Below are 25,891 nucleotides of genomic sequence, written 5' to 3'. Positions count from 1 at the left end.
GGGATTATGGAATGTAATTATATAACCCCTGCAATTACTGCATTTGATGAAAACAGACAATTGGATAAGGATGCGCTGGTAAATCTGTATGACCACCTCATCGGGGGCGGTGTGGACGGTATTTTGATATTGGGAAGCATAGGTGAGTTTTTTTCCATTCCGTTGGAAGATAAAAAAGAACTGATCCGCCTTGCCGTCAGGCATATTGACCATAGAACGAAGGTACTGGTGGGGACGGCCAGCATGGATGTAAATGAAACCATAGAGCTTTCAAAATATGCCTGTGAACAGGGCGCTGATGGTATTATAGTAGTATCGCCCTATTATTTCAGCCTGAACGATGAAAGCATTGAAGAATATTATGATCTTGTGGCAAAGGAATGCCCGGGCGACCTTTATCTTTATAATTTTCCAGACCGCACGGGATATGACCTATCACCGGATGTAGCACTGAAGCTGCTGAGAAAACATAAGAATATTGCCGGCTACAAGGATACCCTACCCGGCATGGACCACACCCGGGAGCTGATAAAGCTTATCAAGCCGGAGTTTCCCGAATTTAAAATTTACTCGGGCTTTGACGACAATTTTGCACACAATGTTTTATCGGGGGGAGACGGCTGCATAGCGGGATTGTCAAATCTTGTCCCTGAGCTTTGCAGCTCATGGGTAAGGGCTTTCAAGGCTAATGACTTTGATTTGATTGCCGGAATACAGAGGAGAATAGATCAGCTCATGGATATATATCAGGTGGGAAAGCCTTTTGTGCCATATATAAAAAAGGCAATGCTGCTCAAAGGTATTCCTGTCAAGGATTATTGCTCATTCCCGCTGCCTGTGGCAAATGAAGCTCAGATTTCAAAGCTTGAGGAAATTTTAAAAAAGACAGATGTGATTTAACTATAAAATAAGTTGTTTCAATTAATTTTGTTAGTCTGTAAATGGGTGAAGAATTTCAGTGATGTCCGCTGGAATTCTTTTTTTTCGGCAGGCAATTTATTGTGAGCAAAAAAAGAAATATTTTTGATCTTATTGCCATGTGAATCAAAAAAGTAAAAAGAAGATAACAAAGTAAAAACATGTGCATGGTGTTATGAAGATACCTTTTCTATAATATTAATTGAGGCCAAAAATAATTTTAAAAGACAGGTGTAATTTAATGCGTTGTGGCTGTCAATTTCCCGTCACAATGTACTTGGGATAAGCCTGCAAATTTCAAGCAAGCTCTTCTAAACAGGCTTCTCATTTATGGATACGTTCTTGTTCACTATTGAAACTCATTTCTTAAAAGCTGTGTTCCGGAGGGGCAGCAGATATTTGTTACTGAAAGTAGATGTATCTTAAACTAACACAACGTGTTAATTTAATTATTTGGACAAGCGATTTTATATCGGCTAAGGGAGGAAATATCAATGAATCTAATATGCGGTGAGTATAGCCTTATTTTTAGAGAAGGCGGCATTGAGGTTTTAAAAAACAACAGGCTTTTATATTTTAATAAACGTCCGATGTTTGTGACTGTAAAGACAGCATTTGCCGTTAACGAATTTTATGACGATGCTTATAGTGAGACTGCCGCTTCCGGCAATAAAATCATTGCGAAGGGCGCGCTCACAGTGCCTTCCGGTTCTGTATTCTTTTTTTCGGATGAGTATGAAGCTGCAGGTAATGGATTTAGAATAATCCGGAATGTCAAGGTTCTAAAAGCGGGAGATGACCTGGGCTTTTCGACAAAAATATCTTTTATAATGACTGAATCGGATGATACTCATGAATATAACTGCTTTGCACCCGGTGTCTGGTACAGGCAGAATGAATTCGCACCGGATTACGCTTTTGGAAAAGACCTGGATTGTGAGTATTTCTGGTGCAGGGAAACCTGCTATGCCCTTCCGCTGTTTGCAATGCAAAACATTAAATCGGGAGAGACAGCGGCCCTTTCACGCTGGGGGGCGGATGTAACAATGAGGTCACTTGACCTTGTACAGTCTGAAAACAACACCGATCCCCGGTATACAATTGGGTCCATAGGCATGAGCAGACCTGAAAGCAAAACCGTTAATTACATGTATTACGGTTTTGAAATACGAAAGGAAATATCGACAAAGTGTGATGGGTTGTCCATTGATTATGTTTATCCCGGGTGTGACGGCCAGATGCCCGGAAGAAATAATTTTGGCGGTCTGGACTACAAAAACAGGATCAAAACCTTTCAACGTATCAATCATCCGGTTGAAGCAGGTTTTGAACAAAATTACTCGGTTGCTGTAAATTTCGCACAATATGGCAGCTTTCAGAGCATGATGAGAAATGTCTGGAGGGTGACTTATGACCGTCTTAGGGATAAGTTGTTCGAGGTGGACAACGAAATCCATTTTCACAACTGCATGAAGATACTTGATAAGTACACCCGTCAATACGGTGATTCATATGGTCTGCCCTTTGCCTGCCAGCTGCCTGACATGGACATATCCTGTATATCCTTCCAATTCGGCTTTGTAGGGCAGCAGCCGGGCATAGGTTATCAGTTGTTGCGTTTCGGCCACAAGGAAGACCTACCGGAGGCTTTTGAAAAAGGTGTGAATATTATTGATTTTTGGGTGAGGACGGCAATGACAGACTCAGGGTTGCCTCAAATGTGCTACAATCCCAATATAAAGGGGTTTGAACCATATCCTCACTATATCCGCATGCTTGCCGATGGAATAGAGGCCATACTGGATTCTTATCTATATATGCGCAGGAATGGAGACGAGCGGCCGGACTGGAGGGAATTCTGCAGAAAGACGGCAGACTGGCTGCTAAGCATTCAAAATGAAGACGGCAGCTTTTACCGGTCGTACAATACCGATAATTCCGTCCGGATGTATTCAAAGTCAAATACTCCCAGTGTCATACGTTTTCTTGTGCAATTTTATCTGGTATCGGGTGAAGAGAAATATAAAACTGCTGCAATCAAGGCCGGCGAGTGGTCATTTGATAATGCTTACCTTAACCTGGAATACAGGGGCGGCACCTGTGACAACACTGATATACAGGATAAGGAAGCGGGTATTTATGCCCTGTTCGGCTTCCTGGCATTGTATGATTTGACCGGTGACGACAGGTGGCTGGAAGGTGCCGTTGGTGCTGCCGACTATACCGAGACCTGGACCTATGCCTGGAAATTCCCTGTATGTGCTCCCTGGCCCAAGCATCCTTTCAACAAGTATTCCATCAGCGGGCAGAGCATCATAACAATCGGAGGCGGTGCCGACGTATATATGGCTGCCTGTGCTTATACTTATTACAGGCTATATTTGATAACCTCTGATGAACATTACCTGAATTTTGCCGAATTCATACACAAAAATACCCGCCAATCCAGCGATACAGATGGCAGCATAGGATATATAATGCCCGGTTTGGGGCATGAAAGCGGTAATTTCACCGGACAGATTCTGCAAAGCCATTATCACTGGCTGCCCTGGTGCACTTTCGTGGAAGCCGACCCTTTGTCAAGGCTGTATGATACCTTTGGCGGCTACGAAATTTCGGATGCTCAAATGCTGTCCCTTGAGGAACTCAAAAAAAGAAACCGTATATATGACAATTTTGTATAACATATTATTATAAGGACCAGCAGGAGTACCACATACAGAATGCTGCGGAATATGGTGCCCCTCAATTAGCTTACTTGTTTAAATCTAACTTGAAGTATATACTGGTAGTTTGTAATGTCTAAATTCATATATTGCCGACGGTTAAATTTCCCAAGAACTGCGTTGTCGAAAAGCACTGCTTCGCAGTACTTCGTTGGAATAAAGCGATTATTCCGCCCTCCTCCGCCTGGTCCTGAGAAAATTTTTCTCGTCGGACAATACACGTTTTAGATGTTACAGACTACTGGTTTCAATAACAAAAAATGTGAAAGAGGGTAATTGACTTGAACATTTTACAAACAAATTTAAAAAACAGTATTTTCGGGCGCCTTGTTATAACATTTCTTATAATAATAATTCCTATATATGGACTGGCAATATATATGTATAATTGGGGATTATCTACAGTTAAAATTGAAATATCAAAATCTACTATTGCTCAGGTTTCTTTCTACCTTGAAGGCCTTGAAAAAGAAATTGAACGTATGAAGACCCTGCAATATGACTGCTTGAATGATGAAAATCTCAATAAGCTGGCCATCAGATCACAAATTATGAGCATATATGAATCAACTGAAAGCATGCGACAGCTCCAGCAGAGGTTGGTTACAATAAGAAACAGCAGTGTGTATATAAAAAATGTGAGTGCACACATTCTTCCAATAAACAGAACCATTTCCTCCAACTCTGGTTTGGATGATTTAAATGTGGAAAAATTTAAAGATATCAGAGTTCCTGCAGGGCTGGGCGGGGCGCAGATAATAAGCTATAAAGGAGGACTATATCTAAGTACCCTGCAAAAAAGGGATTTATTAGGCAGTAATCCGCTTTATTCAATTGAAATTGAGTTGGATGAAGATGTTTTCAGGCAGGCCTTAACGCAGTTTAATACTTATAATGGAAGTGGCTCGATTTTAATAAGTATTGTCGATAAAGGTATTATTTCCAATCAGAAAGATGTCGGGAACACTTATGAAATTAAAAATATTATAGATAAAATTAATACAGATACCGACAGCGGCACGGAATATGTTAATATTCAGCAAAAAGGATACTATGTGGTACATGCCAGGTCAACATATCTAAATATGATTCTATTAAAGTATATTCCTCAGGAATATGTGATGAAACCGATCAAGAACTTTAATATATGGGTTTGGGTTTTTTCGGTAGCAGTTATAATTATTATACTTATTTATTCTTTTTCTACCTACAAGTTTATGCACAAACCTCTGGTTCAGTTAGTCAAGTCTTTCCGTAAGGTAGAAAGCGGGGATTTGCAGGTAGCTATCACTCATGATTCAAATAGTGAATTCGGTTATCTATACAAGCGTTTTAATGATATGGTAAAAAATCTTAATAATCTTATAGATCAAGTTTACAATCAGAGAATATTAATGCAGCGGGCAGAGCTAAAACAATTACAATCACAGATAAACCCGCACTTTTTATACAACAGTCTTTTTATGATCAATACTATGGCCTCAATAGGTGATGAAAACCTTGTGCCATTTTCCCGGTATCTTGGTGAATACTTCCGCTTTGTAACCAGAAACTCGGCGGATTATATTCCACTAATTGATGAAATAAACCATGCAAAAGTATATACGAATATACAGTTGATGAGGTTTGCCAAAAGATTGAGGGTGGATTTTGGAGAATGTCCTGAAAAGTATCATAATATAAAAGTACCGCGTCTGATATTGCAGCCCATTATAGAAAATGCATTTGAACATGGTATTGAAAGAAAAAAGAACAGTGGAATTGTATCCGTTTATTTTGAGGAAAATGATAAACAGCTCAATATAATAGTCGAAGATAATGGAAATGATATGACAGATGAAGGACTGTCAGACTTGAAGAAGGCACTGGAGAATACTACAGAAGATTTGGAGATAACGGGAATTTTAAATATCAATCGTCGCATTAAGCTCGTATTTGGAGAAAATAGCGGACTGGCTGTATCAAGAAGTGAAATGGGAGGCCTGAAAGTAATTCTGAAAATTATTGTTTCCGGGGGTGACGAAATTGTACAGAATGTTGATCGTTGATGATGAAGAAATAATTGTTAATAGCTTGTATGAAATATTTAACAATATGAAAAACCTTGATCTTGATGTATATAGGGCATACTCAGGTGAGGAGGCAATTGAATGGTTAAACAGAACCAGGATCGATATTGTCCTGACTGATATCAGAATGCCTGAGATTGACGGCTTGCAGCTGTTGGACATAATTCACAAAAGCTGGCCTCAGTGCAAAGTCATTTTTTTAACAGGGTATGATGAATTTGAGTATGTGTATAAAGCGATTCAGCACAGCGGGGTCAGCTATATTTTAAAAACAGAGGACCATGAAAAGGTTATAGGTGTTGTTGAGAATGCAATTAAAGAGATACAAAAAAGTATAAAAATTGAGGATTTGATTCATAAGGCCAAAGAACAGATGAATATGGCAGCAGATCTCTTTCAGAAGGATTATTTTATCCAACTGCTGAGAGGAGATGCATCATTAAATATAAATAAAGCTCAATTTGAGCAGTTATCTATCTCATTGCATTCTGAACAGCCAATAGTTTTATTACTTGGGCATGTAGATAATATTCCCTCAGATGTGACCTATTGGGACAGGCTTCAGTATCTTTATTCGGTAAGAATGCTTATTAACCGGAATTTGAATCCTCATATAAGAAGTGTAGTTGTGATGGATGAAAACTACAGATTTGTTTTGTTTATTCAGCCAAAGGAACTGTTCATTCAAAATCAAATTCAAAATGAAACCTCGTATTACTATACCAAGACAGTATCATTTTTAAAAGGAACACTTGAGGTTATCCAGTCGGCCTGCAGGGAATCTCTCAATTTATCAATCAGCTTTGCCTTGGGTTCAGAAGCGTGCAACTGGTCAGAGGTATCGCAAAAGTACTTTTTTCTGAACCAGTTGTTGAACTACAGAATTGGTACGGGAATAGAAATGATTCTTATTGATAATGAAATAAAAAATAATCTGTTGGCTACCAATTCGAGTATTGACGTACCTGAACTTGACACCGGAAACGAGCCTCTGGAAATGTCATTAAGAAAAAGAAATTTTGAATCTATTGAGCAATATCTTGAATCCGGGCAAAATGAGAAATTTTTTGAGGTTCTGACTGAAATAATCGACCCGCTGAAATCAATAAGAAGTAAGAACTGTAGTTTGGCAATTGAAGCATATTTTAAGGTATCACTCAGTCTTTTGACATATATCAACCGATGGAAACTAACCGATAAAATTGCTTTCCATATTGCTCAAAACAAACTTATGAGAATTGACATGCATGACACCTGGCTGGATGCTGCTCAATATCTCTATGATATCTCAAATATTATATTTAAGCTTCAGAATGAGGAGCAAAAAAAGAGAGCTGATAATACAGTTGATTATATTCAGAACTTCGTTCAAAGTCACCTTAGTGAGGATTTATCACTGGTAAGGCTGGCAGAACAGGTATACTTGAATCCCTCATATTTATCCAGGTTGTATAAGCAGTTAACAGGAATAAACCTATCTGAGTATATTGACGGTATTAGGATAAAAAAAGCTAAAGAACTATTACAGAAAGAAAATGTAAAAATACATGAGGCTGCCCGAATGGTGGGATATGAGACAGCGGCATCCTTTACCCGCTTTTTTAGGAAAATTTGCGGCTGTTCACCTCAAGAGTACCATGATTCGGCTGTAGCCGGTAGGCAAATGTTAAACAAGTGAGGAATTTTAGATAATGTACCTGATTTTACAGGGGGATGGTGATTGTTGAAAAAACACTTATATAAATATATTTTATTGGTTTTGGCTTTTTCATTAACAGTTGTACTTTTTATGGCTTGTGCGGGAAGCAGAACGGATAATTTCGCGTCGGAGGACACACTTAAAAGCAGTTTAAATTCTTCATATGGAAAAGTTGCTACAGGTCCTTTGGGAAGATACAATCCAACTATTGATATATCATTTGTACGTGGGATAGATGAGGATTTTGCAAAAAATGTGCTGCCAAAAACGCCTGGAGAAACTATTCAGGATAATCGCTGGCTCAAATTATACAGGGATGAGCTTGGGATAAATGTAAAATATGCGTGGGCTGTAAGAGGTAATGAAACCTCCGATGTATATACTCAAAAGATAAATGTTACACTGGCATCGGGCAATCTTCCGGACGTAATCCTTGTAAACCCGGCACAGTTAAGGCAACTGGTTGATTCCGACATGATTGAGGATATGACTGAATACTTTGAAAAGTATGCATCGCCTCTGACCAAAGAGGTTTATAACCAGGAAGGTACAGCAACATTGGACTCAGCTACTATAAACGGTAAATTGATGGCTGTTTCCGAGCCTTATTCATTTGTTGAGGCAGCACAGTATATCTGGATACGAAATGATTGGCTGAAGAAACTGAATCTGCAGCCTCCGAAATCCATGAATGAGCTTTTAAAGATTGCGAGGGCATTTACAACTATGGATCCTGACGGAAACGGCAGGCAGGATACGTTTGGAATTGCAATTACCAAAGATTTATATGGTGGATGCCTGGGAACAGAGGGCTTTTTTGCAGCCTATCACGCTTACCCCAATATGTGGGTCGAGGACGCTTCGGGAAAACTTGTCTGGGGAAGTACGCTGTCTGAAACAAAGACGGCACTTCGGAAACTTGCCGCTATGTATAAGGCCGGAGAACTGGACAGGGAGTTCAGCGTAAAGGATGGAAGCAAAGTAGCCGAATCTGTAACTGCCGGAAAAGTGGGCATTGAATTTGGAGCCCAGTGGAATCCCATGTACCCGCTTATCAGTAATTTTAATAATGACAATAATGCGGATTGGACAGGATATCCCCTTGTTTCGGCTGACGACAGGAAAGTGATGGTTCCGTTAAAGTTCAGCCAGACAAGGATATTTGCAGTGAAGAAGGGATATCCATATCCCGAGGCACTCATAAAATTAATAAACATGCACCTGGAAAAGAATTGGGGGATTGCGGCCGATTTCAATAAATACTATATGCCTGTTGAGAATGGGGGTGTGGGTGTATGGAAATTCTCACCTGTAGTCCCCAGTCCTCCGTATAAAAATCTGGATGCCTTTCTGGCAATTGATGCGGCGCGGAAGAATGGCAGTCTGGATTCTCTGCACGGTGAGCCAAGAGCAATACAATCCAACCTGGATGCATATACCGGCGGAGATAAAACCAAATGGGGCTGGGAAAAAATTTACGGAACCAATGGTGTTTTTGGTATACTTGAGAAATATAGAACCGGCGGGCAGCTTCTTGCCGAGCGGTTTGTAGGACCGTCTACAAATACAATTGCTGAGAAAAAAGCGGTAATGGACATGATGGAAAAAGAAATATTCATAAAGATCATAATGGGTGAGGAGCCTATTGACCGTTTTGATAAATTTGCAAGCGACTGGTACAAGATAGGAGGCAAAGAAATAACGACAGAAGTAAATAAATGGTATGAATCTGCAAGATAACATATGCAATAAGGTAAGGATTATATCCGGTTTGGGGTATGATCCTTTTTTACGTTTTATATAAAAGGTAAAGAGATGTTAACAAAGTAAAAAAAAGATATGATACTCAATGAATATGAAAAAATCTTGGTAAACAGAAGTTAACAAAGTAAAAACATGTGCATGGTATTGATGGAATACCCCTTCTATAATATATTTGAGGCCTCAAATAATTAAATAATAACAGGAGGAAAACAAATGAAGTTTAATTATTTAAGAAAAGCTGTTTCATTAGCAATGGCTATTTCAATGACTGCGGCACTGTTTACGGCATGCGGCAGTCAAAACTCAACAGACAGTTCAGCATCATCAGCACAAAGTACAACCTCTTCATCAGCAGGAAGTTCCGTTTCTGCAAATAAGGACCCTCTGGGTAAATATGATCCTGCAATCGACATTTCATTTGTCAGGGGAATTGATGATGACCTTGCTGCAAATATCCTGCCCAAAACTCCCGGAGAAACACTGGAAGACAACCGCTGGACGAAGTTGTACAAGGATGAGCTTGGTATAAATGTAAATTATGCATGGACAGTAAAAGGAAATGAAACATCTGATGCATACCTCCAGAAAATCAATGTTACCTTGGCATCGGGAGAACTTCCCGACGTTGTGCTTGTAAATCCTTCGCAGCTTAAGCAGCTTGTTGACTCCGAAATGGTTGAGGATATGACACAGTATTACAACGATTATGCTTCGGAGCAATTAAAGCAATATATGAGTGTAGAAGGAACCGGTAATATTGACTCGGTAACCTTTGACGGAAAAATGATGGCTATTCCTGAAACTGTTGCAATGAACGAAGGTACACAGTATTTGTGGATAAGAAATGACTGGTTGAAGAAGCTCAACCTGCAGCCGCCTAAGGCAATGGACGATGTACTTAAAATTGCAGAAGCCTTTACAACCAAGGATCCTGACGGCAACGGAAAGAACGATACATTCGGACTCCCGGTTACTAAAGACTTATACAGCGGATGTATGGGAACAGAAGGCTTCTTTGCAGGCTATCATGCGTATCCTAATATGTGGGTAGAGGATGGCTCGGGAAAGCTTGTATGGGGAAGCACACTGCCTGAAACAAAGGTAGCTCTTCAGAAGCTTGCCGACATGTACAAGTCCGGCCAGATTGACAAGGAATTCGGGGTAAAGGACGGCGGAAAAGTAGCTGAAACCGTAATTGCCGGTAAATTTGGTCTTGATTACGGAGCCCAGTGGAATCCTATGTATCCTTTGATCAGTAACTATAATAATGACAAGAATGCAGACTGGACAGCTTATCCTATAGTTTCTGCCGACGACAAAAAGGTAATGGTTCCTAACAAGTTTAATCAGACAAGAATCTTTGCTGTTAAAAAAGGATATAAGAACCCTGAAGCACTTGTTAAACTCTTCAACATGCACATAGAAAAGAATTGGGGTAAGACAGCCGACTTCAACAAGTACTATATGCCTGTTGAAAATGGTGCGGTAGGAGTTTGGAAGTTCTCTCCGGTATGCCCTTCTCCTGTATTCAAGAATCTTGATGCATTCATAGCAATAGATGATGCAAGAAAAGCCAATGATTTCAGCACGCTGACCGGCGAGCCGAAGGTTATTCAAGCAAACATAGAAGCCTATGAAAAGGGAGATGATACAATGTGGGGCTGGATGAAAATCTATGGCAAGGACGGTGCTTTCCGCAGCATGGTTGATTACAAGAATAACGATCAACTGTTGAAGGAGAAGTTCACCGGAGCTCCTACAAAGACAATGGCCGAGAAGAAAACCACTCTTGATAAGATGGAAAAGGAAGTATTTATAAAAATTATTATGGGTTCAGTAGCTATTGATGAATTCGATAAGTTTGTAAGTGACTGGAACAAATTGGGCGGTGCTGATATGACCAAGGAAGTTAACGAATGGTACGATTCAGTTAAATCCAAATAAGTTTAACCAGATGGATGGAAGGAAAGGACTCGTGCAGGTATTGACAGTATCCTTTCCTTCTTGTCTACCTGTGGAAGCAGGGAAACATTTAACCAACATATATTCCGATTAGGGGGCATAAGCTTGAAAAACTTAAATATAAAAAAACAACTACCCTTGCATCTGATGATACTTCCGGGATTTATTCTTTTATTGGTATTCAGTTACCTGCCTATGGCCGGTATTGTAATAGCTTTTCAAAAATTTATTCCTGCAAAGGGTTTATTTGGACATCAAAAGTGGATAGGTCTTGACAATTTTAAATATGTCCTTGATCTGCCGAATTTTGGCAGTGTAATATGGAATACAATTTCTATTGCGGTGATGAAAATTATTCTAGGGCTTGTTATTCCGATAATATTTGCTATTTTGATTAATGAAGTTACAAGTAATGCTTTAAAGAGAGGTGTTCAGACACTGATATATCTTCCTCACTTTTTGTCCTGGGTTGTACTTGGAGGTATCCTTATTGATATTCTCTCACCTTCAGGCGGAATAGTTAATGGATTGTTAAAATCTATAGGAATTGAGCCAATATTTTTTCTTGGTGATAATAAATGGTTTCCGACAACCATGGTGTTGACCGAAACATGGAAGGAATTCGGATATGGTACGATAATTTACCTTGCAGCAATCACCGGAATAGATCCAAGCCTGTATGAAGCCGCCCGTATCGACGGAGCCAACAGATGGAAGCAAACATTGAATATCACTTTGCCGGGGATGAAAATGGTTATAGTGCTGCTTATGGTATTAAGTCTTGGAAATCTTTTGAATGCTGGCTTCGACCAGATATTCAATTTATATAGTCCTCCGGTATATCAAAGCGGAGACATTCTTGACACTTTTGTTTATAGAATAGGTTTACTTGATGCGCAATACGGGGTTGCAACTGCCGTCGGACTATTCAAATCTGTGGTTTCGTTCACGCTTATTTCTGTATCTTATTTCTGCGCATATAAATTTGCAGATTACAGGATTTTCTAAGGGGGTATACAATTGAAACTTACAAGTATAAAGAAGAAACTTAGTGTTTTTACCATAATAAACAGTTGTTTTCTTATTTTAGCAGCACTGCTCTGTATTATCCCGCTTATACACATTTTAGCGGTTTCATTCAGCTCAAGCTCGGTAGCCGCGGCAGGGAAGGTTGTTTTCTGGCCGGTTGAATTCTCGTTGAATTCATATGTATATGTTGCAAAGAGAGCTGCTTTTTGGCATTCAATGTTGGTATCAGTTGAAAGGATAGCAATTGGAGGAGCTATAAATCTGGTACTTACAATTTTATGTGCCTATCCATTATCAAAGGAAAGATCGGAATTCAGATTCCGTACATTTTATGCCTGGGCATTTTTCATAACAATGCTGTTCAGCGGCGGACTGATTCCGTGGTATACCGTAATCAGACAGGCAGGATTGCTTGATAGCATATGGGCCCTTGTACTTCCAGGTGCGGTACCCGTTTTCAGCGTAATATTGCTGTTAAACTTTTTCAGAGAGATACCGAAGGAATTGAGTGAGGCGGCTTTTATAGATGGTGCTGGTCACTGGATAACCCTTTGGAAGCTGTATGTTCCTGTGTCAACTCCAGCCCTGGCAACCATAACCCTGTTTTCCCTGGTAGGGCACTGGAACAGTTGGTTTGACGGTCTCATACTCATGAATAAGGCGGAGAATTATCCGCTGCAAAGCTATATACAGACTATTGTTGTTCAGAGATCCTACAGTATGCTTTCACGTCAGGAGATTTCGGAACTTGCAACAGTTTCCGACAGAACTTTAAGATCCTCTCAGATATTTCTGGGTTCACTGCCGATAATACTTGTTTACCCATTCCTTCAGAAGTATTTTGTCAAGGGTATAGTTCTCGGTGGTGTGAAGGGTTGATTAAAACATATCGGATGAAGGCGTTTAGCAAATGATTAATAATATATATTTACTATGTTATACAAGAGAGCCTCAAGAAAGTATGGTTTACTCGGAAAAATTGGCTTATAGCATGCATGCATCTGGCGTATAGTGAGGATGGTAAGAAATTTGAACCGTTAAATCACAATTCCGATGGTGGGGTTAATAGTTGGAGCATGTAGGTATATCCGGATAGGAGAGTTTGATGTTATATGATAAAAATTATTTTGAACGCCGATGTTAAAAAAGGAAAAATAAATAAAAATATATACGGACATTTTTCCGAGCATCTCGGAAGATGCATATATGAAGGGATATGGGTGGGGGAGGATTCCTCCATTCCAAATGTAAAGGGCTTTCGTACCGATGTGATTGAAGCCCTTAAAAAAATAAAAATCCCTATTCTGAGGTGGCCTGGAGGGTGCTTCGCCGACGAATACCACTGGATGGACGGCATAGGGGCAAAAGAAAACAGGCCCTGTATGATAAACACCCATTGGGGTGGTGTGGTGGAAAATAATCATTTTGGCACACACGAGTTTTTGGAATTCTGCGAGCTGATTGGTGCCGAGCCGTATATTTGCGGCAATGTAGGGAGCGGCACTGTTCAGGAGATGCAGCAGTGGGTGGAATACATTACCTTTGATGGTAAATCTCCAATGGCTGACCTAAGAAGAACAAACGGAAAAGAAGGGCCCTGGAGTTTGAAATATTTCGGAGTAGGAAATGAAAACTGGGGCTGCGGCGGAAACATGAGGGCCGAGTACTATGCGGATCAATATAGAAGATATGCTACCTATGTAAGAAACTTCGGAGATAACAAGATATATAAAATAGCAGGCGGTGCATCGGTAGATGACTATCACTGGACCGAAGTGCTTATGAGGGAAGCCGGAAAGCAAATGGATGGTTTGAGCCTGCATTATTATACAAGAGTCTCCAAAGACTGGTCGGTGCGGGGATCAGCAACAGAGTTTGAGGAAAATGAATGGTTTTCGGTTTTACAGAATGCTTTTTATATGGAAGAACTTGTGAACAGGCATGCTACAATCATGGACAAATATGACCCTGAGAAAAAAATCGGTTTGATAGTTGATGAATGGGGTACCTGGTTCGGTGTGGAGCCTGGGACAAATCCCGGATTCCTATACCAGCAGAATACCTTGAGGGATGCACTTGCAGCAGGAGTTCATTTCAATATATTTAATAATCATTGTGACAGGGTTCAAATGGCAAACATAGCACAGATGATAAATGTCCTTCAGGCGGTAATCCTTACTGAAGGTCAAAAAATGCTGCTGACACCTACATATCATGTATTTGATATGTATAAGGTACATCATGATGCCCAGCTGTTGTCAATGGAGTATGAAAGTCCCGATTATGCTTTTGGCGGGGATAAAATACCTCGGATAAGTGTTTCCTCCTCTCAGGATAAAGATGGAAAAATACATGTATCTATCTGTAATTTGAATCCTTCACAGGGGGCTGACGTAGATATTGATATACGCGGAGTTGCAGCACAAAGTTGCGCCGGTACTATTTTAACTGCTAACGAAATGAATGCAAAAAATACTTTTGAAGCTCCAAACAATATAACAACGAAGGTTTTTAAAAATATCTTCCTTGCAAACAACCATGTTGCAGGGAAACTACCGCCAAAGTCGGTAGTTATGCTGGAAATAATCTAATTTAAGCAAAACTTTACGGGTTTATTATAAAATACCCTCTATTAACAATGTACAATACGTTTTTGACTGGTTAATTTGCCCTGCGGCTGCGTTGAGGCCGCTTGCAAGGCACAAAGCCTTACTGCACGCCTTTGCCTTGCCGCAAGCCAAGGACGACGACAAAGAAAAGTGGCAAAATAGCCGGCGTGAGGCGTGTTATACATTGTCAATAGAGGGTAATTATCATTAATCGGAAAATCTTATAAATTTATTTCCGGCAACTTTTATGTCCAGGCAGACGGATAAATGGTCAGGGCATTTGGGTGTTGTTAATCATGGTCGGCAGAGCTGAAATAGATGGTGAAAATGTTAATAAAAAATCCAATTATATGGATAGACCCTTCTGGCAAAAAGCTGCCGGAGCCAGCCGGCAGTATCTGCATATTTCCTGTGACAAGGATACCGGAATGGCACCGGAATACGCAGAATTTGACGGAACACCAAAAAAGTTGTTCAGGGATTTCCAGTTCTATTCCGATGCCTATCGTGTCGCAATGAATATTGGTTTGGATGCAGCCTGGTTCAACAAGGATGCATCACTTGGAGAAATTGTTGATAGGCTTCAAGTCTTTTTCAGTGAAAACACAACATTTGGTCAATATAAAGCTTATACAATAAAAGGTGAACCCTTTGATGAACCGGCCATGCATTCGGTTGCCATAATCGCAACCAATGCCGCCGGGTCGCTGGCAGCGAGAGGAAAGTACAGGCTGCAATGGGTTCGGGATTTCTGGGAACTGCCCTTAAGAAAGGGAGAGAGAAGATACTATGATAACTGCTTGTATTTTTTCTGTTTGCTAATGCTGGCAGGAGAATATAATATGTATATATAGCCCGCAGGTATTTAAGGGCTATCTGAATCTGGGAGGAAAGCCATGAAAAGAATAAAAATTACCGATGAGGTAAAAGGAACTTTTAAAAACAACTGGAACTTTTGCGTCGGAACAGAGAGAATGGGTATAGCACTTCAAAAGGAATACCTGGATACTCTCGAATTTGTCCGGAAAGCAATAAACTTTAAATATATAAGGGGACATGGGCTGCTGCATGATGATACGGCCATATACCGGGAATATGAGATAGGCGGGGAAATCAAGCCTTTTTATAATTTTACATATATAGACAGGATATTTGATTCTTTTCTGGAACGAGGCCTTAAGCCGTTTGTTGAGCTGGGATTTATGCCGTCGAAACTTGCATCGGGAGATCAAACGGTATTTTATTGGAAGGGAAATGTTACTCCTCCAAAGGACTATGATAAATGGAAGGGCTTGATTCAAGCCCTGGTAAATCATTTTATCGACAGGTACGGAATTGAGGAAGTACTCCAGTGGCCTTTTGAGGTGTGGAATGAGCCAAATCTGGACATATTCTGGAAGGATGCGGATAAAGCCGAGTACTTTAAACTGTACAGGGTTACTGCTTTTGCAATCAAGGAAATCCATAAAGGACTGCAGGTTGGCGGCCCTGCCATATGCGGGGGAGCAGACCACTGGATTGAGGATTTCCTGCGGTTCTGTCATAAAGAAACCGTTCCGGTAGATTTTGTTTCGAGACATCTGTACTCTTCAAAACAGCCAAAACTTCAGACACATGAACTGGTCTATCAGGATTTGGCTGAACCCGAGGATATGCTGAAGGAATTGAAAGCAGTCAGGGAGCTGATCAATGCCTCTCCCTTCCCCGGACTGCCTTTTCACATAACAGAATACAATACCTCGTACACTCCGTTGAACCCGGTTCACGATACCTGCCTTAACGCAGCTTATCTGGCACGGATTATCAGTGAAGCCGGAGACATTGTTGATTCTTTTTCCTATTGGACTTTCAGTGATGTTTTTGAAGAGCTTGATGTCCCAAGAGCGCAATTTCATGGAGGCTTCGGCCTGGTTGCGCTTAACAATATTCCAAAGCCTACATATCATATGTTCAGCTTTTTTGAAAAGATGGGAAGGTATATATTATACAGGGACGAAAGCATGCTGGTGACCCGGAAAAGTGACCAAACGGTAACCATTACCGCATGGAATCCGGAGATGACGAAGGGAGAGGACTTTTCCAAAGATATTTCAATTGAACTTGTCCTTCAGGACGGAGAATATTTTATAAAACGGAATACGGTGAATGAGCAATATGGAAACCCCTGGCACGCCTGGATTCAGATGGGGCGCCCAAGATTTCCTGTTAAGAAAGCCGTTGAAACCTTAAGAGAAATTGCCCGGCCGAGGGTTGACTATGACAAATTGAGCTGTACTGGAAATAAGCTGTTACTTGAGCTCACCTTGAGCAAAAATGAAGTAACTTTTCTGGAAATAAGCCGTATAAAAGAAGAATCGGAAACATATTACAGGCTTGATGACAGTATGATACCGGGGTATTAAGGTATGTAAACATAGTTTGGATAAATATTTTCAACAAAAGCTAACCGAACTCTCTCAAATATTATTCATATGAAGCTTGTAATAAGCCCTCCGGTATTCCCGGGGGGTTATTTTTTCATGCTGCTTGAAAAGCCTTAAAAAATACTTATCATCAGAGAAGCCCAATTCTGATGATATCTCCTTCACATTTTTATCTGATTGGATAAGCAGTTCCCTTGCTTTTGCAATTCTGATTTTATTTATATATTCCTGCATACTCATTCCCATATGCTTTTTAAAGTACCGTGCCAGATATTCTTTAGTATAATTAAACTCATAAGCCGCTGATGTCAAAGATATATGACCGGTGTAATGGATATTTAACCATTCTATAATCGTTGAGAGTTTTTCCTTTCCGTCCATGTTACCTTTTTTCCCTGATGCCTGGGAAAGGGTTTGTTCTGTGAGCTCGATAGCCAGTGAGGTCAAAAAGTAATTCATACTGTGTCTTGTATAATAATTGGACTCTGAGACGTGCAGCAGCTGATGAAATAAAATACTCAGCCTTTCCAGATTGAATGGGTGAAAAAAGCCGGGTAACAGGATTTTGTCCTCAAACCCTGTAAAATAGGGATTATTATTTGTCAATTTTATATCTTCAACTGCTTCCTTCTCATCCAGTATTATATGATTATCGTTACATTGGAAGTGCAGCCAGAAGAAAGAAGTACCCTTTGCTGAAGCGGCATATCCACTGTGTGTATGGCCGGGAAGCAGCAACAGGAAATCGCCTTCTCCCAAAACAAATCTGTCATCGTCCTGTTGGATATATATATTTCCGCGTATACCAATAATAATTTCAAAGCTGTCAATAACACGCTCCATGTGCTGCCAGACTGTATCGGAAGTGAATACTCCCGCTGATAAAAAATTCAAGGGTTTTGTGATATCTGTTTTTAAATAATACATAGGTTAATATTATCCACCTTTTGTGTTTTTTATCTACTTACAATTGCTGTTTTATTTGTCATACTTATATTGTAAAGGCATTTTAGTATATCAGCAACATACAGTTTTATACACCTTTAAAAAAGGAGAGGGATTTCTATGGATAAAATTATTACTTCTCAGCCCGTTTCAATTAAAAATGTGACTGTTTCAGATCCATTCTGGTCGGAATATGTGGAACTTGTCAGAAATACTGTGTTACCTTATCAGTGGGAGGCTTTAAATGACCGTATTCCGGATGCCGAACCCAGTTTTGCCGTAAAAAACTTCAGAATTGCTGCTGGACTTGAGAACGGTGAATTCGGAGGACTTGTCTTCCAGGATAGTGATGTGGCAAAATGGTTGGAGGCAGTAGGTTACAGTCTTCAGACCCACCCTGATCCAAAGCTTGAAGAAATAGCTGACGGAATTATTGATATTATTGAGAAGGCACAGCAGCCTGATGGTTACCTGGATACGTATTTTATACTGAAGGATCCCGGGAAAAAGTGGACAAATCTTCATGAATGCCATGAATTATATGTTGCAGGTCATATGATGGAGGCGGCTGTTGCTTATTATAAAGCAACCGGAAAGAGGAAACTGCTGGATGTTATGTGCCGCTTTGCAGATAATATTGATTCGGTGTTTGGTCCTGAGCCCGAAAAAATCCAGGGCTATGACGGGCATCAGGAGGTTGAGCTGGCACTTGTAAAGCTGTATGAAGCAACCGGTAATGAAAGATATCTTAAACTGAGTAAATACTTTATAGATGAGAGGGGAAAAGAACCTAATTTCTTTATAAAGGAATGTGAAAAGAGAGGCTGGTATTCCCATTGGAACAGGGGACAGGTACCTTCACCGGAGCTTGAATACAATCAGGCCCATAAACCTGTACGCCAGCAGGAGGTGGCAGTGGGGCATGCAGTAAGGGCTGTTTATATGTATACTGCCATGGCCGACCTTGCACGAGAAACCGGTGACAAATCAATGCTGGATGCCTGCAGATGTCTTTGGAGCAATATGGTAAACAGACAGATGTATATAACAGGGGGCATAGGCTCAACCCACCATGGAGAGGCATTTTCATTTGATTATGACCTTCCCAATGATACAGTATATGCCGAATCCTGTGCTTCAATAGGGCTGATCTTTTTTGCCCATAGAATGCTGCAGCTGGAACAGCTTGGCGAATACGGAGATGTTATGGAGAGGGCCCTTTATAACACTGTACTGGGTGCAATGTCCCGTGACGGAAGACATTTCTTCTATGTCAATCCTCTGGAGGTATGGCCCGAGGCTTCCGAAAAAAATCCGGGAAAGCATCATGTGAAGCCTGTAAGACAAAAATGGTTCGGCTGTGCCTGCTGTCCGCCTAATATTGCAAGGCTTCTGACTTCACTAAACCAATATATTTATTCCTATAATAAAAATACCGTTTATACTCATCTGTATATCGGAGGAGAAGCTGACATAGAACTTGAGGCGGGGAAAATAAAGCTGAAACAGGAAAGCCGTTATCCATGGAATGGCAGAATAAAAATGACGGTAGTGGCATCAACTGCCGGTAACACATCTCTTGCTTTCAGGATTCCGGGCTGGTGCAAAAACTGGTCTGCCTCCATAAATGGCAAAAAAGCCGATGGTATTGCAAAAGTGGAAAACGGTTATGCGGTATTTACAGATAGCTGGAAGGCCGGAGACGAAATTGAACTTTACATGGATATGACCATTGATATAATTCAGGCAAATCCAAAAGTCCGTGCAAATGCGGGAAGAGTGGCAATTCAAAGAGGACCGCTGGTATATTGCCTGGAGGAAGCAGACAACGGCGGGATACTGTCTGCCGTATCCATAGATGTCAATTCACAATTGTCAGCCGAAACAGACGATAGTCTGACCCAGGGAGCAGTTGTCATAAAAGGAAAGGCATTCAGGACAGGCGGGGAAAATTGGAAAGATGTTTTGTACAAGACTTATTCGGACAATGAAAAGGAAGTGGATTTCAAAGCAGTTCCGTACTTTATGTGGGGAAACAGGAAACCCGGTGAAATGCTGGTGTGGATTCTTAGAAAGTAAAATATGTAAAATTGTTAAAATAACCGGCCGGATAGGCTGGTTATTTTTTGAAGCCCTCGGTATTCATAATATCTGAACTCCTTAAAATAAAAACCTCCATAATTGATATTTATTCTAACATCAACATGGAAGTTTGAAATATACTGCAAAATGTAAAAAAATCATCTGGGTTTGTTATCAAACGCAGGATTAAAGGCATAATAATTTCTGGAATCCAGATGATCCCGAACTACTCTCAAAGCCTCGCCGAATCTCTGGAAATGGACTACTTCTCTTTCGCGGAGGAACTTTATGGGATCTTTTACATCCGGGTCATCCGCAAGCCTTAAAATATTGTCATAGGTGGTCCTTGCTTTCTGCTCGGCTGCAAGGTCCTCAATAAGATCTGTTATTGGATCGCCTTTTGATTGGAAATAGGTGGCTGTAAATGGCATGCCGGATGCAGCCACGGGATACAGTGCAAGTGTGTGGTCAACAAAATAGGTATCAAAACCGCTTTCCTTAATCTCATCAACTGTTAAATCCTTGGTCAGCTGATAAACAATAGCCGAGATTATTTCCATGTGAGCTAACTCTTCAGTGCCTATATCCGTCAATACGCCCTTGGTTTCCCTATAAGGCATGGTGTACCTTTGATTGAGGTAACGAAGAGAAGCGGCCAGTTCACCGTCGGGCCCGCCGGATTTAATATTTTACTAGTTATTCCGGGCAGTTTCTATCTGTTAAATTGAGCATATTTTTTTGGAGAGATTCCGACAGCCTTAATAAAGGCTTTCAGAAAATTACTGTAGTCGTTGAAGCCGCATTTTTCACAGGTTTCTGTCACTGACCTTCCCTCGTTAAGCAAAGACTTGGCTATGGTTATTCTTCTTGCAGTAACATATTTATTTATTGTTGTGCCGGTGGCGGCCTTAAAAATACGGCATAGATAAGAACCGCTTATGTAAAAGTGGTTTGAAAGCGTTTCAATGGTCAGGTCGTTTTGAATATTCTGATTTATGTAGGTTAAAATATCGTCGACCTGGGCATTATGGGTTGACTGATTTTCTGTATGCTGATTATTGCAATTCTTGTTATAAATTTTATTTAAAAATACCATTAGTTCAATTAATGCAGCCTGTTCCGTCAGGTCGGAGCCAAAGCCGCCCGAGTCAAGGATTTTATGTATAAAATACATAAAACGTCTCTGGGCTTCAGGGTCAAGATGTAGTTTATGGGCAGCAGAGGACTCTCTGTGTTTAAAACAATTGTTCAGATCGGTTTTTTCGGAAGAAAGGTTTAAAAGGTAGTCGGGAAATATGGACAAAACGATCCTCTCATGAACCTCCTTGTCTATCTGGGCTAAATAGTGACTTTCATACTGATTTATTAAAAAAATGTCGCCGGGGATTATATCATAAAATCTATTATCAATGAGAAATTGTTTACCTCCGGAAATCGAATAATAGATCTCATAGCAATCATGTATATGCATGTCCATGGTTTTTTCTTCATTGTACAGATGAGCTATGGAAAAATATTTTTGTGAAATGCAAGAGTTGATTGACTGCTTGCATGAAGAAAATTCTCTCATTAAATTTCCTCCTATAAATAAGATTAAGAATTAACTCAATTATAATTTGTTTGTTCAATATTTGCAATATTTATGAAAATTTATCACAAGAATTAGTATAACCGTACTGCTATACTGAAACTGCAAAGACTTTGATTTCAAAATTTTTTTTGGTATTTAATTTATTGACATAAGAAAGGTTGTGGTGAGATAACATGGAAATTCGAACAGCTGCATCGCCTAAAGATGTGAAAAATTACACGACAGAAAGATTGAGAGAGGAGTTCCTGATACAGGGATTATTTCGATCCGATGAAATCAAGCTGGTTTACAGCCATATAGATCGTATCATAACCGGCACGGCTACCCCTGTATCCGGAAAATTGCAACTGACGGCCGGAGAGGAACTGCGGGCCGACTATTTCCTTCAGAGAAGAGAGTTGGGAGTCATCAATATCGGGGGAAAAGGTGAAATTACAATTGATGGCAGAACCTATGAAGTGAACTCCATGGATGGCATGTACATTGGGCTGGGGGCGAAGGATATTTCTTTTGCCAGCCGGGACGGCAGCAATCCGGCAAAGTTCTATCTAAACAGTACCCCTGCCCACAGAGCTTACCCTACGGTTTTGATAAAAAGGGAGGGGAATGCCGGGGAAGGTGTTGTAGTAATAAAGGCTGAGAACAAGGTTGAACTTGGAAGTCTGGAAGAATCAAATCACAGGGTCATTTGCAAATATATCCTTCCGGGCCAGGTGGAAAGCTGTCAGCTGGTTATGGGAATGACTTCCCTGAAACCCGGAAGTGTATGGAACACAATGCCCTGCCATACCCATGACAGGCGTATGGAAGTTTACCTGTACTTTGATATACCCGAGACTGCATTTGTTATGCATTATATGGGAGAACCTGCTGAGACAAGGCATATAGTTGTCCGGAATGAGGAGGCCGTTATTTCGCCAAGTTGGTCAATACATGCCGGAGCCGGCTCCAGAGCCTACACTTTCATATGGGGTATGGCGGGTGAAAATCAGGCCTTCAATGATATGGATGCCGTGGCCATGAAGGATTTAAAATAAAAAATTAAATGCTTATATACATAAAAAACATGTATTTTGAGAGGAGCGGGCAATGAGTTTATTAAATCAGTTTTCACTGGAGGGTAAGATAGCACTGGTAACAGGAGCGTCCTACGGAATTGGTTTTGCAATTGCAAGCGCATATGCAGAAGCGGGAGCAACCATTGTATTTAATGATATAAAGCAGGAATTCGTCCACAAGGGAATTGCGGCATATGCGGAAAAGGGTATCAGAGCACATGGCTACGTATGCGATGTAACTGATGAAGCAAGAGTAAATGACATGGTTGCACAGATTGAAAATGATGTCGGAACAGTTGACATTCTTGTGAACAATGCCGGTATTATTAAGCGCATTCCCATGTGTGAAATGAGTGCCGAAGAATTCAGACAGGTTATAGATGTGGATCTTAATGCGCCTTTCATCGTTTCAAAAGCAGTTATACCGGGAATGATAAAAAAAGGACACGGTAAAATAATAAATATCTGTTCAATGATGAGTGAACTTGGACGGGAAACGGTAGCTGCATATGCAGCCGCAAAGGGAGGACTGAAAATGCTTACTAAAAACATTGCCTCGGAATACGGGGAGTTCAATATTCAGTGCAACGGCATCGGCCCTGGTTATATTGCAACCCCGCAGACGGCACCTCTTCGCGAACTGCAGCCCGATGGATCTAGACACCCGTTTGACCAGTTTATAATAGCTAAAACACCAGCGGCACGTTGGGGAGAAACCGCTGATCTACAGGGACCGGCCATTTTTCTGGCATCCCCGGCTTCGGATTTTGTAAATGGTCACATACTTTATGTAGATGGGGGAATATTGGCTTATATAGGGAAGCAACCCGGGTAATAACAGAAAAATATATTGATAATATTAATGTATTGGTAAAATTCCAAACAAAACACCTGCGTGTGTAAACAGTTAGAATAATGTTTACACACGCAGGTGTTTTGTTGTATAAACTATTCATATTTGAAGTTAATGGAATAAAATACTATGGTCATACTGCACACTCAGGGGCACTGCCACAGCTAAATGTAGGGATTCTGGAAAATGAAATATGCATTATACATGACGCAAAAACAAAGAAAAGGAAGGAAAGCATGTTCTCGGCAATGCGGACCAGTGAGAAAAGAATAATTCTGGGATCTACTTCTAAAATGGGTACCGGAACAAACATTCAAAACAAGCTGGTAGCACTTCATCACCGGGATTGTCCCTGGCGGCCGGCAGATATTGAACAGAGAGACGGAAGGATATTAAGACAGGGTAATGAAAATGAAGAAGTGGAGATCTTCAGGTATGTCACAAAAGATACGTTCGACGCATATCTCTGGCAGATTGTTGAGCAGAAACAGCGGTTTATATCCCAGGTAATGACAAGCAAATCAATAAGCCGGAGCTGCGAGGATATTGACGAGGTAGTATTAAACTATGCTGAAATAAAAGCTTTGGCAATGGGAGATCCAAGAATAAAGGAAAAGATGGATCTGGACATTGAAATAAATAAGCTGCCGGTATTAAAGGCTGTCTGGTCAAAGCAAAGGTATTCGCTGCAGGACAGCATGGTATATTCTATTCCTAAAAATGTAAAGGCAAATGAAGAGAAGATAGAAGCACTCAAGCAGGATATCCAGCTTAGGGATAATAATAGGTTCCAGGAAGATCAATTCAGGATTATACTAAACAATCAAATATTTACTACTGGAATTATGATAAAAGAAAGGATGGATGTGATCATGACACATATAGTTGATGAAAAAATGAAGGATTTCATTGATAAAGAATTATCTGAAATATCCCAAAATAAAGATAGGGTTACAGAAGAAAAAAGACGGATACGGACTGAAATATTCAAATTGTATAAGGTTGAGTATAGTGAACGAACTCACGAGCAGAACAAAAGACTTGAGATATTGCAAGACTACGATAATATGTTGGTAAAGCAGTATGATCTACTCTGCAAGAGGGATATAGCATTATTTCAGATGGTAGCTGGTATTGGGAAAATGTCAATGGAAAGCGAATGCAGGGTGAACCAGGAATTATACAGTAATGAAGATACATTAGACCAATAGAATTATTTATTTTAATATGTGCTATTTAAAAATATTAAGCCAGTGTTCTGGGAAAAGATATTTTAAGTCTAATGCGAACGGAAAGGGAAAATTATGAGTTTTGAAAATTTTGAGAGAGTATGGGAAACAGAATACCTCAAAGCAAGGGTTGATAGAATAACGGATGCAGTGAAAAACAGGAGGTATGATAGTGCATTGGATTATCTTTCTATGATCCAGAGCAAGGCTAAAGATGCTGAGATATTAATCGAAAACATGAAAAAAGATGGACATTAAATGATTAGATAGTAGCGGAAGACATGATCTTTGAAAACTGAATAGTGCGGTCAGGAGTGAAACTTAACATAGAAATTTTCCAAGTGTAGTATTGTTGTAATGAGTTACCTTTAAAATCAGTATTGTTTGAAAATGCGATGTAAATATTGGAGGGAATATCTTGAAATATAAAAATCTATTTATTGATATTGAATTGCCATTAGATGGCATGGGGATTGTTTTTTATTCTGATGGGGCTGTAAAAGACATCAAAGAAGGATATAATTATTTTCAAAATGAATATAGTGATCCTAAACAAGTAGCAGAACACATTAAAAAAGGAGATATTGTTGGATTTTGTACAGGTTCTGGTGGAAATTATACATTAAAGTTCAGAAGTGGCTATCCTACAACAGAAATAGATGAAAAATATCCTATACAAATAAGATTAGCAATAGATGTTGACGGAGATAGAATTTACATTAAGGATTTATTTTGGCTTATGGATTGGTATTCAGATTGTCCAAAAGAACAGCAAATAGAAATAGAGAAAGGAATATACCATATTACATTATGTACCATTCAACCAGAATCAGGAATTTTGGGTTATGACCAAACAATTTATGTTTATCTAAATAGGCTGGATGAAATGCCACAATTGACTTGGCAGGGTGTTCCGCAATTATATAAAGATTAA

General features: G+C 40.1%; 20 protein-coding genes. 17 read left to right on the top strand and 3 right to left on the bottom strand.

The window, feature by feature from the left end; translation table 11 throughout:
* Positions 1–6 precede the first annotated feature (6 nt).
* The 11 genes from CTER_RS10070 to CTER_RS10020 all read left to right on the top strand — a co-directional run bounded on the left by CTER_RS10070 (position 7) and on the right by CTER_RS10020 (position 17,178).
* The gene (locus CTER_RS10070; protein ID WP_004625283.1) at positions 7–900 is read left to right on the top strand and encodes a dihydrodipicolinate synthase family protein; all 894 of its coding nucleotides are present in this window, start codon (positions 7–9) and stop codon (positions 898–900) included.
* Positions 901–1,412: 512 nt separating this feature from the next.
* The gene (locus tag CTER_RS10065) at positions 1,413–3,602 is read left to right on the top strand and encodes a glycoside hydrolase family protein (RefSeq protein ID WP_004625349.1); all 2,190 of its coding nucleotides are present in this window, start codon (positions 1,413–1,415) and stop codon (positions 3,600–3,602) included.
* Positions 3,603–3,925: 323 nt separating this feature from the next.
* A complete protein-coding gene (locus CTER_RS10060) occupies positions 3,926–5,692 on the top strand; it encodes a sensor histidine kinase (protein WP_004625248.1) in 1,767 nt (588 codons plus the stop codon).
* Positions 5,679–7,391 carry a response regulator transcription factor gene (locus CTER_RS10055; protein WP_242834964.1) on the top strand — a complete coding sequence of 571 codons (1,713 nt, stop codon included), beginning with the start codon at positions 5,679–5,681 and terminating at the stop codon, positions 7,389–7,391. The genes CTER_RS10060 and CTER_RS10055 overlap by 14 nt, the downstream gene beginning before the upstream one ends.
* A gap of 42 nt (positions 7,392–7,433) precedes the next feature.
* Positions 7,434–9,152, top strand: coding sequence for an extracellular solute-binding protein (locus tag CTER_RS10050; protein ID WP_004625246.1), 1,719 nt, complete (start codon positions 7,434–7,436; stop codon positions 9,150–9,152).
* A 237-nt stretch (positions 9,153–9,389) separates the two neighbouring features.
* Positions 9,390–11,120 (top strand): extracellular solute-binding protein, encoded by a 1,731-nt coding sequence (locus tag CTER_RS10045; protein ID WP_004625328.1) that lies wholly within the window; start codon positions 9,390–9,392, stop codon positions 11,118–11,120.
* Positions 11,121–11,243: 123 nt separating this feature from the next.
* Complete coding sequence (locus CTER_RS10040) at positions 11,244–12,146, top strand: ABC transporter permease (RefSeq protein WP_004625350.1); 903 nt, start codon at positions 11,244–11,246, stop codon at positions 12,144–12,146.
* A gap of 12 nt (positions 12,147–12,158) precedes the next feature.
* On the top strand, positions 12,159–13,046 hold the full coding sequence (locus tag CTER_RS10035) for a carbohydrate ABC transporter permease (protein ID WP_004625271.1): 888 nt from the start codon (positions 12,159–12,161) through the stop codon (positions 13,044–13,046).
* A 233-nt stretch (positions 13,047–13,279) separates the two neighbouring features.
* Positions 13,280–14,758 (top strand): alpha-N-arabinofuranosidase, encoded by a 1,479-nt coding sequence (locus tag CTER_RS10030; protein ID WP_004625277.1) that lies wholly within the window; start codon positions 13,280–13,282, stop codon positions 14,756–14,758.
* 314 nt (positions 14,759–15,072) lie between these two features.
* The gene (locus CTER_RS10025) at positions 15,073–15,630 is read left to right on the top strand and encodes a hypothetical protein (protein WP_242834962.1); all 558 of its coding nucleotides are present in this window, start codon (positions 15,073–15,075) and stop codon (positions 15,628–15,630) included.
* A gap of 42 nt (positions 15,631–15,672) precedes the next feature.
* Positions 15,673–17,178 carry a GH39 family glycosyl hydrolase gene (locus CTER_RS10020; protein ID WP_004625244.1) on the top strand — a complete coding sequence of 502 codons (1,506 nt, stop codon included), beginning with the start codon at positions 15,673–15,675 and terminating at the stop codon, positions 17,176–17,178.
* 54 nt (positions 17,179–17,232) lie between these two features.
* Here CTER_RS10020 and CTER_RS10015 read toward each other — a convergent pair whose 3' ends face one another.
* The gene (locus CTER_RS10015) at positions 17,233–18,126 is read right to left on the bottom strand and encodes a helix-turn-helix transcriptional regulator (protein ID WP_004625224.1); all 894 of its coding nucleotides are present in this window, start codon (positions 18,124–18,126) and stop codon (positions 17,233–17,235) included.
* Positions 18,127–18,264: 138 nt separating this feature from the next.
* On the opposite strand from CTER_RS10015, the gene CTER_RS10010 reads away from it, so the two are divergent.
* Complete coding sequence (locus CTER_RS10010; protein WP_004625338.1) at positions 18,265–20,223, top strand: glycoside hydrolase family 127 protein; 1,959 nt, start codon at positions 18,265–18,267, stop codon at positions 20,221–20,223.
* Between the two features lie 161 nt (positions 20,224–20,384).
* Here the strand turns inward: CTER_RS10010 and CTER_RS10005 are convergent, their stop codons facing one another.
* Together CTER_RS10005 and CTER_RS10000 are read right to left on the bottom strand one after the other, a co-directional pair.
* Entirely contained in the window at positions 20,385–20,912 is a 528-nt protein-coding gene (locus CTER_RS10005) for a manganese catalase family protein (protein ID WP_004625371.1), read from the bottom strand.
* Positions 20,913–20,938: 26 nt separating this feature from the next.
* Positions 20,939–21,796, bottom strand: a complete 858-nt coding sequence (locus tag CTER_RS10000) for a helix-turn-helix transcriptional regulator (RefSeq protein ID WP_004625325.1) — start codon at positions 21,794–21,796, stop codon at positions 20,939–20,941.
* 194 nt (positions 21,797–21,990) lie between these two features.
* On the opposite strand from CTER_RS10000, the gene kduI reads away from it, so the two are divergent.
* The 5 genes from kduI (at position 21,991) to CTER_RS09975 (ending at position 25,891) form a co-directional block, all read left to right on the top strand.
* A complete protein-coding gene (gene kduI / locus CTER_RS09995) occupies positions 21,991–22,854 on the top strand; it encodes a 5-dehydro-4-deoxy-D-glucuronate isomerase (protein WP_004625237.1) in 864 nt (287 codons plus the stop codon).
* Positions 22,855–22,906: 52 nt separating this feature from the next.
* A complete protein-coding gene (locus tag CTER_RS09990; protein ID WP_004625375.1) occupies positions 22,907–23,710 on the top strand; it encodes a gluconate 5-dehydrogenase in 804 nt (267 codons plus the stop codon).
* A gap of 104 nt (positions 23,711–23,814) precedes the next feature.
* Entirely contained in the window at positions 23,815–24,939 is a 1,125-nt protein-coding gene (locus CTER_RS28775) for a helicase-related protein (RefSeq protein WP_051066562.1), read from the top strand.
* Between the two features lie 93 nt (positions 24,940–25,032).
* Positions 25,033–25,215, top strand: coding sequence for a hypothetical protein (locus tag CTER_RS09980; RefSeq protein WP_004625254.1), 183 nt, complete (start codon positions 25,033–25,035; stop codon positions 25,213–25,215).
* 160 nt (positions 25,216–25,375) lie between these two features.
* Positions 25,376–25,891: a hypothetical protein gene (locus tag CTER_RS09975; RefSeq protein ID WP_004625241.1), complete on the top strand. Its 516-nt coding sequence runs from the start codon at positions 25,376–25,378 to the stop codon at positions 25,889–25,891.

The sequence above is a fragment of the Ruminiclostridium cellobioparum subsp. termitidis CT1112 genome (genome assembly GCF_000350485.1).
GTDB lineage: Bacteria > Bacillota > Clostridia > Acetivibrionales > DSM-1351 > Ruminiclostridium > Ruminiclostridium termitidis.
Note: the sequence above shows the minus strand (reverse complement) of the source record. Positions and strands in the feature narration are given on the sequence as shown.

Bases quoted from the DNA above. Each gene is read 5' to 3' on its own strand.
- CTER_RS10070 (WP_004625283.1), top strand. From the start codon at position 7: ATGGAATGTAATTATATAACCCCTGCAATTACTGCATTTGATGAAAAC.
- CTER_RS10065 (WP_004625349.1), top strand. From the start codon at position 1,413: ATGAATCTAATATGCGGTGAGTATAGCCTTATTTTTAGAGAAGGCGGC.
- CTER_RS10055 (WP_242834964.1), top strand. From the start codon at position 5,679: ATGTTGATCGTTGATGATGAAGAAATAATTGTTAATAGCTTGTATGAA.
- CTER_RS10045 (WP_004625328.1), top strand. From the start codon at position 9,390: ATGAAGTTTAATTATTTAAGAAAAGCTGTTTCATTAGCAATGGCTATT.
- CTER_RS10030 (WP_004625277.1), top strand. From the start codon at position 13,280: ATGATAAAAATTATTTTGAACGCCGATGTTAAAAAAGGAAAAATAAAT.
- CTER_RS10025 (WP_242834962.1), top strand. From the start codon at position 15,073: ATGGTCGGCAGAGCTGAAATAGATGGTGAAAATGTTAATAAAAAATCC.
- CTER_RS10020 (WP_004625244.1), top strand. From the start codon at position 15,673: ATGAAAAGAATAAAAATTACCGATGAGGTAAAAGGAACTTTTAAAAAC.
- CTER_RS10015 (WP_004625224.1), bottom strand. From the start codon at position 18,126: ATGTATTATTTAAAAACAGATATCACAAAACCCTTGAATTTTTTATCA.
- CTER_RS10010 (WP_004625338.1), top strand. From the start codon at position 18,265: ATGGATAAAATTATTACTTCTCAGCCCGTTTCAATTAAAAATGTGACT.
- CTER_RS10000 (WP_004625325.1), bottom strand. From the start codon at position 21,796: ATGAGAGAATTTTCTTCATGCAAGCAGTCAATCAACTCTTGCATTTCA.
- kduI (WP_004625237.1), top strand. From the start codon at position 21,991: ATGGAAATTCGAACAGCTGCATCGCCTAAAGATGTGAAAAATTACACG.
- CTER_RS09990 (WP_004625375.1), top strand. From the start codon at position 22,907: ATGAGTTTATTAAATCAGTTTTCACTGGAGGGTAAGATAGCACTGGTA.
- CTER_RS09980 (WP_004625254.1), top strand. From the start codon at position 25,033: ATGAGTTTTGAAAATTTTGAGAGAGTATGGGAAACAGAATACCTCAAA.